The following is a 12,936-nucleotide window of genomic DNA, read 5'->3' as shown; positions in this document are numbered from 1 at the left end:
GCAAGGCGATACAGATGGTAAAGCAGCCCGTATCCGTGAACGGCGTTGTCCGCTGGAAGGATGTGGGCTTGGCTGATCAGACACAGAGCGAACAGAAGGAGCGCAAAATGGTTGTACTACGCCACGAGATCGGTGATGTACTGCGCGATGTCCGCCAGCGTCAGGGCCGCACCCTCCGCGAGGTTTCGCACAGCGCCCGCGTTTCACTCGGTTACTTGAGTGAAGTTGAACGCGGCCAAAAGGAGGCTTCTTCCGAGCTCCTGTCTTCTATCTGCACAGCCCTGGATGTTCCGTTGTCCCACATGCTTCGCGAAGTCAGCGATCGCGTGGCCGTCGCAGAAGGTGTCGCAGTTCCGGACACTGTTCCGCAGGAATTCTCCCAGCGTTACGGACGCGATCTGGACCTCACGGACGACTTCCCGCAGGGAATGCTCTCCGGAGCCCGGTAAACGTTCCGTCAGAAATATGGAAAAGGTCCCCAGCCTCAGGCTGGGGACCTTTTTCGTTGAGATCGCGGGATGTGCTTGAACGAGCGAACTGCTACGCGGCCCCGGTTTTGTCCTCGACGTCGAGTCCTGGTTCCTTTACATTGAGGGCGCCATCGCCGTAAATGGCGTTGAGGCGGCCCATGTAGTCAGCCAATATCTGGACATCCTCCAACGGCCATTCGCCGAGTCGTTCCCGGAATACCTGCCTCCGCGCATCCTGAACCTGGTGCATCTTCTCTTCGCCCTTGTCCGTCAGCCGGATGGATTGGGCCCTACCGTCCTGGGGGTCGGCCTCCTTATAGACGAGCCCGATGCTCTCAAGGAACGCGATCTGACGGCTCACGGAAGGCTTGCCAACCCCAATGCAGGTAGCAAGGTCCGTGAGCCGGATGGGACCCTCCCTGCGGATGATGGTCAGGAGGCCGTAGGCGGCAGGCTCCATGTCCGGATGGACCTGGCGTGACAACTGGTGGGAGATCGAACGTGCGCGGCGCCAGAGCAGGCTCAGCTGGTGTTCCACCTGCTGGAGGGCGTCGTCCACGGAATCGCCTGGCACGGCCGGGCCGGGCGTGCTCTGGAGAGGATTGCTCATGGCAACCATTCTAGAGTCCAGCGACATGAGAGACTCTATCCGTGAGGGCTAGTGACTTTTGGCGATTGATGGACGACGAATTCGGGGCAGGCTACTCCCGGGTCTTGGCCGGTTCCCTGGTGCTCGCCGGTGTGGGTGGGCGGACCGCCGTCGAGGCCTTGGCCTCCGGATATCACCCTCGCGAGGTGTGGTTGGCGGTCTGCGAAGTTCAGGACGTTCCTCCCGAACGACGGCTTGGCAAGGACATCAAACCGGCTTCCACCTAAGCTCCGGCACGTGCCGGCAACCGCCTGGGTTGGGACACGCCGAGGCTTTGTTCGAATATCTGTTCGGATGGGGATATGCTCCTGTGAGAGGAAAATAGATCCCGAAGGACGCGTTCCAGAACATCCGGCAGACCCGGTTTATCCACATAGCCATTGCCGGCTGGTAAGAATGTCAGGGCACCGTAATAGCGTCTGACATGACAGGAAAGCGGCCTTTCAGGCCACTCCACAGCGAGAAAGCATCAGAGGTGTGAACCATGGCGGCAGCCCCGGATCGTGAGAAGGCGCTCGAAGCAGCGCTTGCCCAGATCGACAAGCAGTTCGGTAAAGGCTCTATCATGCGTCTGGGTGATGACACCCGGGCACCGATTGAGGTCATCCCCACCGGCTCCATTGCGTTGGATGTCGCCCTTGGCATTGGTGGCCTGCCCCGAGGCCGCGTCGTGGAAATCTACGGCCCGGAATCCTCGGGTAAGACCACCGTGGCACTTCACGCCGTAGCCAATGCACAGCGCGCAGGCGGCATCGCTGCCTTCATTGACGCCGAGCACGCCCTTGATCCGGACTACGCTGCCAAGTTGGGCGTGGACACGGATGCACTCCTGGTCTCACAGCCGGATACCGGCGAGCAAGCCCTCGAAATCATGGACATGCTGGTGGGGTCCGGCTCGCTGGACATCGTGGTCATCGACTCCGTGGCCGCCTTGGTACCTCGTGCTGAAATCGAAGGCGAAATGGGCGACTCCCACGTTGGCCTCCAGGCCAGGCTCATGAGCCAGGCGCTGCGTAAGATCACCGGTCGCTTGAGCCAGACCAAGACCACCGCCATCTTCATTAACCAGTTGCGTGAAAAGATCGGCGTGTTCTTTGGTTCCCCGGAGACCACAACGGGTGGTAAGGCTCTGAAGTTCTACGCGTCAGTTCGAATCGACGTTCGCCGCATCCAAACCCTGAAGGAAGGTGCGGACTCCGTCGGTAACCGCACCAAGGCAAAGATCGTCAAGAACAAGATGGCTCCGCCCTTCAAGATCGCCGAGTTCGACATCATCTACGGTCAGGGCATCTCCCGCGAAGGCGGCATCATTGACATGGGTGTGGAGCACGGCATCATCAAGAAGTCCGGCTCCTGGTTCACTTATGACGGCGATCAGCTGGGTCAGGGCATGGAGAACTCGCGTCGCTTCCTGCGCGACAATCCGGAACTCGCTCAGGAACTGGAGCGCCTGATCAAGGAAAAGCTCGGCGTTGGTATGGCCAAGGCTGAAGAGGAATCCCCGAAGCTGAAGGCCGTTGACGGCTAGGAGAGGGCCGGATCCGGATTCGTCCGTAGCGGCCGATCCTGAGCCTGACCCCGAATCCGTGGCGCGTGCCATCGTCCTGCGACAGCTGACGATGGCGCCGCGGAGCCGGCTGCAGTTGTCCCGGAAGCTTGCGGAGCGGAATGTTCCCGATGACGTGGCTGAGGCAGTCTTGGACCGCTTCGAAGAAGTTCAGCTGATCGATGATGCTGAGTTCGCCAGGATGTGGGTCCGTAGCCGCTCGCAAAGCAAAAAGCTTGCAAAGGGCGCCATCCGTCGCGAACTGGCAGACAAAGGCATAGAGCTTGATGCGGCCGAAGAAGCCTTATCCCAGCTCAGCGATCAGGATGAGGAATCGGCTGCTCGGGAGCTGGTCCAGCGCAAGCTACGGCCCAGCATGGATCTGACCGATCGGGCAGAGCGGGACAAGTACACGCGCAGGCTGGCGTCGATGCTGGCCCGCAAAGGTTACGCCCCCTCCATGGCATTCAGGATCGTCGGTGAGGTTCTGGCGGAAGCCGGTACCCTTGAGTAGTGAGTTTGACCATTCCCTCCCCATCAGCTGCCAACCCTCCCTCTGTTGATCCCCGGACTGCTGCAGAACCCCGGACTTATCAGGTTCGGACTTTCGGCTGCCAAATGAACGTCCATGATTCAGAGCGCATGGCGGGACTTCTCGAAGAAGCCGGGTATGTGCCTGCTGAGGGCGACGTAGCGGACGTCGTTGTCTTCAACACATGTGCTGTCCGTGAGAATGCAGACAACAAACTCTATGGAAACCTCGGCCAGCTGCGGCAGGTCAAGGAGGCGAACCCGTCCATGCAGATTGCCGTTGGCGGCTGTCTGGCCCAAAAGGATCGCGAGACCATCGTCAAGAAGGCGCCGTGGGTTGACGCCGTGTTCGGGACACACAACGTGGGGGCGCTTCCGGCCCTGTTGAACCGCGCCCGGCACAACAATGAGGCGCAACTGGAGATCCTCGAATCCTTGGATGTGTTCCCGTCAACGCTCCCCACCAAGCGTGACTCCGTGTACGCGGGCTGGGTTTCGATCTCCGTGGGATGCAACAACACGTGCACGTTCTGCATTGTGCCTTCGCTTCGTGGCAAAGAGAAAGACCGGCGCCCCGGCGAGATTCTGGCAGAAATCCAGGCGCTGGTGGATGACGGTGCAGTTGAGGTCACTTTGCTCGGCCAGAACGTTAATTCCTACGGTGTGGAATTCGGCGACCGTCAGGCCTTCTCCAAACTCCTGCGTGCCTGCGGTGAGATTGAAGGGCTGGAACGCGTTCGTTTCACCAGCCCGCACCCCGCAGCTTTCACCGACGATGTCATTGATGCCATGGCTGAGACACCCAACGCCATGCCCCAGTTGCATATGCCGCTGCAATCCGGCTCGGACAAGGTGCTCAAGGACATGCGCCGTTCTTACCGTTCCAGCAAGTTCCTCGGAATCCTGGACAAAGTGCGCGAACGCATTCCCCACGCAGCAATCACCACGGACATCATTGTTGGTTTCCCCGGTGAAACCGAGGAAGATTTCCAAGCCACCCTGGATGTTGTGGAGAAGTCCCGGTTTGCCTCCGCCTTTACGTTCCAGTACTCAAAGCGGCCAGGGACGCCGGCTGCTGACCTCCCTGAGCAGCTTCCCAAAGCGGTGGTGCAGGAACGCTACGAACGCCTCACAGCGTTGCAGGACCGTATTGCCGCAGAGGAGAACGCCAAGCAGTTGGGACGTCAGGTGGAGGTCCTGGTAACCGCGCAATCAGGACGCAAGGCAGGCGAAACACACCGCCTGTCCGGTCGATCCAAGGACCAAAGGCTGGTGCACTTCTCTGTACCGGCCGGTGCCGAGACCCCGCGCCCGGGAGACTTTGTCACAGTCACCATCACCGAGGCCGCTGCTTTCCACCTAGTGGCTGATCCGGCAAGTCCGGAGGATTACATCTTGCGCCGCTCCCGTGCAGGCGACGCCTGGGATCGTTCTCAGGCTGATTCCTGTGGCGTTCCTGCCGCAGGAGCGGCGTCAGGCAAGGCAGGTGTGTCCTTGGGCATGCCGTCGCTGCCTGTTCGGCGCGCGTAGGGCGGACCAGAAGTTCGAATGTCGCTCTCCAGCCATGAACTTCCTCAGCCGGTCATTGCAGTTGTTGGTCCCACGGGTTCAGGGAAGTCGGACCTGGGCGTTAACTTGGCCCTGGCCTTGAACGGGGAAGTCATCAATGCCGACGCTTTGCAGTTTTACCGTGGCATGGATATCGGAACCGCCAAGATCACCATGGAGGATCGCAGGGGTGTGCCTCACCACTTGCTTGACACCATGGACGTCACAGAGGAAGCCAGCGTGGCGGACTTCCAAATCGAATGCCGCGCTGCCATCACTGACATTCACTCGCGGGGGAAGCGCGCCATCCTGGTGGGCGGTTCCGGCCTGTATGTACGCGCCGCCCTGGACGTCCTGGAATTCCCGGGCACGGATCCCGAGCTCCGCAGGCATCTGGAAGAGGAGTACGAAACGCAGGGGCTTGCGCCGTTGCGTGCCCGGCTTGAGGAAGTTGATCCCGTGTCGGCGGCCCGCCTTGGCGATGCCAGGCGAGTAATCCGTGCCTTGGAGGTGCACGGTCTCACTGGGCGCCCCTTTAGTTCATTCATGCCGCAGCGCGAGTACTTCCAGCCGGCTCTCCAGATCGGGCTGGAGGTTGATCGGGAGCAACTGCGGCATCGTCTGGCACTGAGGGTGCACCGGATGGTGGAGGGAGGCCTCCGGCAGGAAGTTGAACGGCTCGAGGCAATCGGCTTGCGGAAAGGCAAGACGGCTTCGCGAGCTTTGGGTTATTCCCAATTCCTGAAGGTTCTGGACGGGGAACTGAGCACGGATGCTGCCGCCGAAGAAACCATCGTGGCTACCCGGCAGTTTGCGCGGCGCCAGCTGACGTGGTTCAGGGGAGATCCACGCATCACGTGGCTCGACTGGCAGGACCAGGAGCTCGTGGAGAAGGCAGTCGAGGCAGTCCTGGCGGCCGGATATTAGGGCCACGCAATTTCTGGGCGAACGCGCGTGGCGGGTAGCCTAGGTCCATGGATGAAACCGCCGCAATTCCCGCCCGGCAGCCCGCAGATGCGGATGCTCCGGTGACACTTTCCAGCCTCACCGGTTTGACGTTTTCAAAGGGCCACGGAACAGGCAACGACTTTGTCCTGATTGCCGATCCTGGCGACGCGCATGGGATCACCGCCGAGCACGTGGCGCAGTTGTGCGACCGCCATGTGGGCATCGGCGGCGATGGCCTCATCCGAGCGGTGCCTTCCCGCTTTCTGCCCGAAGGCCGCGTCGCCCTGGAAGAGGATGCGGACGCTGAGTGGTTCATGGACTACCGCAACGGTGATGGTTCGCTCTCCGAAATGTGTGGCAATGGCGTGCGCGTCTTCGTTCATTTCCTGATCGCGGAGGGCTTGGTGGACCTGGGGCCCGGGCAGACCCTCACTATCGGCACACGCGGTGGCGTAAAAAAGGTTGTACGCACGGTCAACGGCTATGCCGTGGATATGGGCCCGTGGGAGTTCATTTTCCCCGAGGAAGCCACCAGCAAGGCCATGGATGCACTGGTCAGCGCCGAGGGCCTGGAAGTGCCAAGGCCCGGACTCTCCGTCAGCATGGGCAATCCCCACACGGTAGTTGCCCTTGCGGAACTTAGCGAGCTTTCAGCCACACAACTGTTCAAGGCGCCCGTGGTTGATCCCAAGCCCGCCAATGGAACCAACGTCGAGTTTGTGGTCCCCGCTGAGCCGTTGGTAGAAGACGGTATAGGGACCATCACCATGCGCGTTCACGAGCGTGGCGTGGGGGAGACGCAGTCCTGCGGCACCGGCGCGTGTGCCGCCGCGGTCGCTATCCGTCACTGGGCGGGGGATACGGCCCCGAACGACTGGCACGTCAAGGTGCCGGGCGGCGTCGTGGGTGTGAAGTTCTTCCCCGGTGCAGGCGGCCGTGAGCATGTGGAACTCAGCGGCCCGGCCGTGATTGTGGCTACTGGGACGCTTTCCTGACCCGGATGATCCTGAACGTTTTGGACGTGCTTTCACGGGAGACCGTGTAAGAACTGTCCAGTTCGGCGGCGAGCCACCGCTGGAGGGAGTCCGAGCCCAGGTTCTTCTGCACAACCAACCAGGCGTTGCCTCCCGGCGCCAGCCGGGGCAGCCACGTCAGCAGCAGCGAGTGAAGCTCGTCCTTGCCGATGCGGATGGGCGGGTTGGACCAGATGGTGTCGAATTCGACGGCGGGATCCACCTCGTGCGGGAGGCTGGCGGTGACGTTGCCGAGGCCGAGCGCCGCGGCGTTCTCATTGGTCAAGGTGATGCAACGCTCGTTGACGTCAACGGCGTGCACGTGAGCATGTGGCGCCATCAGGCCCAACGTGAGCGCAATCGGACCCCAGCCGCAGCCAATGTCCAGAAGGTGACCCGTGGGTGACGGCGGTGGAACTTCGGAGAAAAGTACTGCCGTGCCTTTGTCCACGCCGTCGGGGCTGAAGATACCCGACGAGGTCTGCAGCCGGCGCGTGGCTCCAGCAAGTTCCACGGTTAGTGGCTTGCGCGTGAATGGTCCGGCCGGTTGGGCGGTGAAATAGTGTGCAGACTCCATAATTTGCCAGATTAGTTGGCTAATGGCGGCTTGGGAAACCGCATCCGTCCGTCGTTGGCTTGACAGCGGCTGCTAAAGTGAAACGCATGTTCTTGATCTTTGAGTAATCAGCCCACAACGCCAAGTCATCAGGCGTTCATGGTACCGCCCGCGACGCAGGCCCGGTTCGGCATTTTGCCCATGCCGGCCGTTCCGCCCGGCAGGTCCTTAAGGCTTTGTCCGTTTGCTCCTCATGTGGGGCCGGACACTCTGAAGATCCCCGCTCGTTTGTGCAGTGGACCGTGGTGTAACGCGGCCCTGTGTTGCAGCCGGCGGAACATCCTCACCTCGGCCCAGGGACCCTCCTGCGGATTCCATCACGCCACTTTTACAACAGCCGCCCTCCGCAAGAGGGGTGGCCGTTCAGGACACAGGAGGCCCTTTTGGCCGATGCCCGTCAGCCCAGCGCGAATAGCGCCCCATCGAGCAGCAAACAGCACTATTCTGGAATTGCCGAACAGTCTAAGGAGACCATGACCACCCAGAAGCACTCCGGATCCGATTCCGACGCCCAGGACATGAGTCCTGAACAAATCCAGGCCGTGATCGACCGGATTCTTTCCAAGGATGTACCTGCGCAGGCATCCGACGACAACGACGCCATCGGTGTGTTCGGCAAGGCGCAGGCGATTTCCACGCTGGACCAGGAACACAGTATTTATGACGGCGACCAGGAAGACCTGGCCGAACGCCGCGCCCTTCGGCGTACCGCGGGACTGTCCACCGAACTCGAGGACGTCACAGAGGTCGAATACCGGCAGCTGCGCCTGGAGCGCGTTGTCCTGGCCGGCCTGTGGACGGAGGGGACTCTTGCTGATGCGGAGAACTCCCTCCGTGAGCTCGCCGCCCTTGCCGAAACGGCTGGATCCGAGGTGCTGGACGGTATTGTTCAGCGCCGGCAGAAGCCGGACCCCGGGACCTTCCTCGGATCCGGCAAGGCCCAGGAGCTCAAGGACATCGTCGCCGCCACCGGCGCAGACACCGTAGTAGTGGACACGGAGCTTGCCCCGTCACAGCGACGCGGCCTTGAGGACATCGTGAAGGTCAAGGTAGTCGACCGGACCACACTGATCCTGGACATCTTCGCCCAGCACGCCAAGAGCCGCGAAGGCAAGGCCCAGGTTGAGCTCGCACAGCTCGAATACCTGCTCCCGAGGCTTCGTGGTTGGGGTGACTCCATGTCCCGTCAGGCCGGTGGCCAGGTGGGTGGAGCAGGCGCCGGCATGGGCTCGCGCGGTCCTGGTGAAACCAAGATCGAACTCGATAGGCGGCGAATCCGCACCCGCATGGCCAAGCTGCGTCGCGAAATAGCCGCGATGAAGCCGGCGCGCGAGACTAAGCGCGCCAACCGCCGTCGTAATGCTGTTCCGTCCGTCGCCATCGCCGGGTACACGAACGCCGGCAAGTCGTCCCTCCTGAACCGCCTCACGGACGCCGGTGTCCTGGTGGAGAACGCCCTGTTCGCCACCTTGGATCCCACGGTCCGCAAGGCGCAAACTCCGGATGGCATCGGCTACACCCTGGCAGATACCGTTGGGTTCGTTCGTTCATTGCCCACCCAGCTGATTGAGGCTTTCCGGTCTACATTGGAGGAAGTGGCGGACGCAGACCTGATCCTCCATGTGGTGGATGCATCACACCCCGATCCTGAGGGCCAGATCGCTGCTGTAAGGACCGTTTTCACCGAAGTGGATGCCCGTAAGGTTCCTGAAATCATCGTCCTCAACAAGGTCGATGTCGCGGATCCTTTTGTGGTGGAGCGCCTCAAGCAGAAGGAACCCCGCCACGCAGTGGTGTCCACCCGTACGGGCCAGGGCATTGCCGAACTGTTGGAAGACATCAGCCGATCCATTCCCCGGCCGGGCGTGCGCCTTGAACTGCTCATTCCCTACGACCGCGGGGAAATGATCAACAAACTGCACAATTCCGACTCGGAAATCCTCAGCCTTGAGCACGAGGAGAACGGGACCCGCGTAGTGGTCATGGTGCGCGAAGGCCTGGCCGCCGAACTGGAGTCATTCGTCAGCAATGGTTGAGAAGGTGGCGGCGGACGCCGTCAAGTCGGTGGGGGAGAAAGCCACCCTCGAGTTGTTGGACCGGGCTGTTGCCGGCATGGGCGGACAAAGCCGTGCGGGTCAGCATGAAATGGCCAAGCATGTGACCCGGGCTATTGAAACCGGGGAGCATTTGCTGGTTCAAGCGGGAACGGGAACGGGCAAGTCTTTGGCTTACCTTATTCCGTTGATCGCTCACTCCATGGACAGCAACAAACCGACGCTGGTGTCCACCGCCACCCTGGCACTCCAGACCCAGATTGTCGGCCGTGATCTTCCCCGGCTGCTGGAGACCATCAACCCTGCCCTTGAGCGCCCCGTCAACGTGGCGTTGGTCAAGGGCAGAGCCAATTATGTGTGCCTGCAGAAGCTTGAAGGCGGGTTCCCCAGCGAGGAGCCCTCCGAAGGGCAGCTGTTCTCCCTGGGGGAGGACACCAGCGTCCCTCACTTTGCTGCCTCCATGGGTGGACCCCAATCGCAGCTGGGCAAGGAAGTGGTCCGCCTCAGGGAATGGGCGGAGAAGACCACTACCGGAGACCGCGACGAACTCATGCCCGGCGTCACCGACAGGGCTTGGCGGCAGGTTTCCGTCACGTCCATGGAGTGCCTGGGTGCCCAGAAGTGCCCCGTGGCAGAAGAGTGCTTCAGTGAGCTGGCCCGTTCAAGGGCTGGTGAGGCCGACGTCGTAGTCACCAACCATGCCATGTTGGCCGTCAGCGCCTTTGAAGGCCTGGCTGTCTTGCCCGAGTACGACGTCGTGGTGGTTGATGAGGCGCACGAGCTTCAGGACCGGGTAACCGGAGCCGTTTCAGGACAGTTGTCCGTGGCCATGGTCCACGCGGCGGCATCAAGTGCCCGCAAGCATACGGCCATCACCGTGGACGCCCTCAACGCAGCTGCGGACAGCTTGGATATGGCCATAGCTGGCGTGCCCAACGGTCTGTTGCCCAACGGCCTCAACGACGAACAGCTGGATTGCCTTGACCAATTGCGGGACGCCACGCGCGCCGCGCTCTCGGACTCGAAGACGGATTCTTCAAACGCGGTCGACGGCGGACGGCAGCTTGCGCGCTCACGGCTCATGCTCATCCTGGAACTGTGCGAGCGGATGCTCGCCGCGAAGGAGAACCGCGAAGTGGTCTGGTTCTCGCGGAACAGCACGTTCGACCCCCAGCAGGGATATTCTCCGCCGGACGAGACAGCTCCTGCATTGATTAATATTGCCCCGCTCAGTGTGGCAGGGCGGCTTCGAGAGGGGCTCTTTGCCGGCCATACTGTGGTGCTGACCTCTGCGACCCTGGCCATCGGCTCGGCCTTCGAGCCCGCCGCGGGTGGTCTTGGCCTGATTGGAGACGGCGCGCCGAGCTGGACGGGCATTGATGTGGGATCGCCCTTCGACTATCCCAAACAGGGTGTTCTATACGTGGCAAAGCACCTGCCCAAACCGGGCCGCGGTACTTCGCCGGAGGCGCTGGACGAATTGGAAGACCTCATCCGGGCGTCCGGGGGCGGAGCGCTTTGCCTGTTCTCCTCGCGGCGTGCTGCCGAAGAAGCCGCCGATGCCATGCGGCTCCGGCTGGATGTGGACATTCTCTGTCAGGGAGAATCCACCATGGCGGCCCTGGTGAAGCAATTCGCGGACGAGCCAGATACGTGCCTCTTCGGAACCATGTCCCTGTGGCAGGGGGTAGACGTTCCGGGTGGCTCATGCCGACTGGTGGTTATTGACCGCATTCCCTTCCCACGTCCTGACGATCCCCTGATGACTGCCCGTTCCCGGGCGGTTGCCCAATCGGGCGGGAACGGTTTCATGGCCGTGTCAGCCACGCACGCTGCCATTCGGCTGGCGCAGGGCGCTGGCCGACTGATCCGCTCGACGGGAGACAAAGGGGTGGTCGCGGTACTCGACTCCAGGCTTTCGACCGAGCGCTACGGGGGCTTTCTACGTGCCGCCCTGCCGCCGTTCTGGGCCACCACGGACCGGTCGGTGGTTCGAGGCGTTCTGGAACGTCTGGGCTCGGCTAAAGCCCCGTAATGCACAGCTTCCCGTGAACACCTGCTGGTGTCCACGGGAAGCTGCGTTTAAAGGGCGTGAGCGCTTAAAGAGAGCGCAGTACCGAGACGACCTTGCCCATGATGGTGGCCTGATCTCCGAGGATGGGCTCGTACTGGGTGTTTTGGGGGAGCAGCCACGTGTGACCGTCCCGCTGCCGGAAAGTCTTCACGGTTGCTTCATCATCCAGCAGGGCGGCAACGATGTCGCCGTTGATGGCATCATTCTGTCGCCGGACCACCACCCAGTCGCCGTCACAGATAGCAGCATCGATCATGGAATCGCCGGCCACCTTCAGCATGAACAGTTCGCCATGCCCCACGAGTTGCCGTGGGAGTGCAAGCACGTCTTCCACCGTCTGGTCAGCCAGGATCGGTCCACCTGCCGCGATGCGCCCCACCAAGGGGACCATGGCGGTATCACTGGCGCTGGCTAGCTCGGTGACGGCCAGGCCACCGGCGCTGCGAAGGGTGGTCGGAGCGTCCACACCGGGGATGGGCCCGCCATCAAGGGTTAGGGGCATCAGCACTTCCATGGCGCGGGGACGCTTGGGGTCCCGGCGGAGGTAGCCGAGCTTCTCCAATTGGGACAACTGGTGCGTGACGCTGGACAAACTGGCCAGACCCACGGTGTCGCCGATTTCGCGCATGCTGGGAGGGTAGCCGTTGTCATTGACTGACCTCTGGATGGTCTCCAGGATCTTTTTCTGCCGGACGGTCAGGCTTTTGGGACTCTTTTGAGGCTGTTGGCTCCGCAGGGGTGCCCCTCCGCCTGTGGCTTTCGCTGCCATGTTCGCCAATGCCTTTCCATTCCGCCCTGATGAGGGCCAGGGGTGTCAGGTCTGCAAAAAATGTCAGACCCTCCTGTTCCACTGAAACAGTGCTGCTTCTTCACTCAAACGTAGGGCAGGCACAGGCGTTTATCAAACATTTGTTCTAGCGAGTCTCGACACCGTTCGTTGATAAGTGCTAAAAATGTCATAGCAAGGTTCGAATATGTGTTCTATAAACCTGATGCTGAAGCTGGATGTTCGAACAAAGCGTTCGAACATCCGGGGCAGGCCCAGGGGAACACAAAGAATTGGCAGCCAGGCACCGGGCATCCCGGAGCGTGGCAATAGCTCAGAAGGGCTCAGCTCATGTCCGCAGTCACTACGTTCGCTGATTTCCGTACGACCCAGGCACCCGCTCGCCTGCGCCTGACCCGAAGGGGACGGATCGTCTTCTTCGGCATCCCGGCCATGCTGTTGGTTGCAGCGTTGCTGAGTCTTGCCGGATTTATCAACTCCCCGGCCAAGGCAGCCGACTCGCAGTCCCAACTGCGTCCGCCTGTTGCCGTCACTGTTACAGTCCAGCCAGGTCAGTCCCTCTGGGGCATCGCCGGCGCTGCCGCTCCCGAGCGTGACCCCCGCGACGTCATCGCCGAGATCATCCAGCTCAACGACCTCCGGGGCGGCCGCATCCTGCCCGGCCAGCAGCTGTTCGTCCCTGCAAACTGATCCCTCGGCA

The 12,936-nt window shown here is 61.7% G+C and carries 13 protein-coding genes; 10 read left to right on the top strand and 3 right to left on the bottom strand.

The features are described from left to right. The first annotated feature begins 14 nt into the window (after positions 1-14). Positions 15-449, top strand: coding sequence for a helix-turn-helix transcriptional regulator (locus tag HAV21_RS19470; protein ID WP_024820363.1), 435 nt, complete (start codon positions 15-17; stop codon positions 447-449). A 91-nt stretch (positions 450-540) separates the two neighbouring features. Here the strand turns inward: HAV21_RS19470 and HAV21_RS19465 are convergent, their stop codons facing one another. Then, complete coding sequence (locus HAV21_RS19465; RefSeq protein WP_142939693.1) at positions 541-1,089, bottom strand: MarR family transcriptional regulator; 549 nt, start codon at positions 1,087-1,089, stop codon at positions 541-543. A gap of 59 nt (positions 1,090-1,148) precedes the next feature. Here HAV21_RS19465 and HAV21_RS19460 point away from each other — a divergent pair, with 59 nt between their 5' ends. The 6 genes from HAV21_RS19460 (at position 1,149) to dapF (ending at position 6,687) form a co-directional block, all read left to right on the top strand. Beyond that, positions 1,149-1,346 (top strand): DUF3046 domain-containing protein, encoded by a 198-nt coding sequence (locus HAV21_RS19460; protein WP_208097225.1) that lies wholly within the window; start codon positions 1,149-1,151, stop codon positions 1,344-1,346. 257 nt (positions 1,347-1,603) lie between these two features. Then, positions 1,604-2,647, top strand: a complete 1,044-nt coding sequence (gene recA, locus HAV21_RS19455) for a recombinase RecA (protein ID WP_142939631.1) — start codon at positions 1,604-1,606, stop codon at positions 2,645-2,647. Further along, the gene (locus HAV21_RS19450; protein WP_142939630.1) at positions 2,637-3,179 is read left to right on the top strand and encodes a regulatory protein RecX; all 543 of its coding nucleotides are present in this window, start codon (positions 2,637-2,639) and stop codon (positions 3,177-3,179) included. Before recA ends, HAV21_RS19450 begins: the two co-directional genes overlap by 11 nt. Further along, a complete protein-coding gene (gene miaB / locus HAV21_RS19445; RefSeq protein WP_166842811.1) occupies positions 3,179-4,726 on the top strand; it encodes a tRNA (N6-isopentenyl adenosine(37)-C2)-methylthiotransferase MiaB in 1,548 nt (515 codons plus the stop codon). The genes HAV21_RS19450 and miaB overlap by 1 nt, the downstream gene beginning before the upstream one ends. A gap of 18 nt (positions 4,727-4,744) precedes the next feature. Beyond that, entirely contained in the window at positions 4,745-5,671 is a 927-nt protein-coding gene (gene miaA, locus HAV21_RS19440) for a tRNA (adenosine(37)-N6)-dimethylallyltransferase MiaA (RefSeq protein WP_166842810.1), read from the top strand. Positions 5,672-5,718: 47 nt separating this feature from the next. Next, positions 5,719-6,687, top strand: a complete 969-nt coding sequence (dapF, locus tag HAV21_RS19435; RefSeq protein WP_166842809.1) for a diaminopimelate epimerase — start codon at positions 5,719-5,721, stop codon at positions 6,685-6,687. Here dapF and HAV21_RS19430 read toward each other — a convergent pair. Next, positions 6,668-7,282, bottom strand: coding sequence for a methyltransferase (locus HAV21_RS19430; protein ID WP_142939626.1), 615 nt, complete (start codon positions 7,280-7,282; stop codon positions 6,668-6,670). The genes dapF and HAV21_RS19430 overlap by 20 nt on opposite strands. Before the next feature lie 512 nt (positions 7,283-7,794). On the opposite strand from HAV21_RS19430, the gene hflX reads away from it, so the two are divergent. Continuing rightward, positions 7,795-9,357 (top strand): GTPase HflX, encoded by a 1,563-nt coding sequence (gene hflX, locus HAV21_RS19425; protein ID WP_166842808.1) that lies wholly within the window; start codon positions 7,795-7,797, stop codon positions 9,355-9,357. After that, positions 9,350-11,410 carry an ATP-dependent DNA helicase gene (locus HAV21_RS19420; RefSeq protein WP_166842807.1) on the top strand — a complete coding sequence of 687 codons (2,061 nt, stop codon included), beginning with the start codon at positions 9,350-9,352 and terminating at the stop codon, positions 11,408-11,410. The genes hflX and HAV21_RS19420 overlap by 8 nt, the downstream gene beginning before the upstream one ends. Positions 11,411-11,474: 64 nt before the next feature. Here HAV21_RS19420 and lexA read toward each other — a convergent pair whose 3' ends face one another. Further along, entirely contained in the window at positions 11,475-12,218 is a 744-nt protein-coding gene (gene lexA / locus HAV21_RS19415; RefSeq protein WP_142939623.1) for a transcriptional repressor LexA, read from the bottom strand. Between the two features lie 348 nt (positions 12,219-12,566). Between lexA and HAV21_RS19410 the strand changes: the two genes are divergently transcribed. Next, positions 12,567-12,926 (top strand): LysM peptidoglycan-binding domain-containing protein, encoded by a 360-nt coding sequence (locus tag HAV21_RS19410; protein WP_024820374.1) that lies wholly within the window; start codon positions 12,567-12,569, stop codon positions 12,924-12,926. Positions 12,927-12,936 lie beyond the last annotated feature (10 nt).

Source organism: Paenarthrobacter sp. MSM-2-10-13 (assembly GCF_011605365.1).
In the GTDB taxonomy this organism is placed as follows: Bacteria; Actinomycetota; Actinomycetes; order Actinomycetales; family Micrococcaceae; genus Arthrobacter.
Note: the sequence above shows the minus strand (reverse complement) of the source record. Positions and strands in the feature narration are given on the sequence as shown.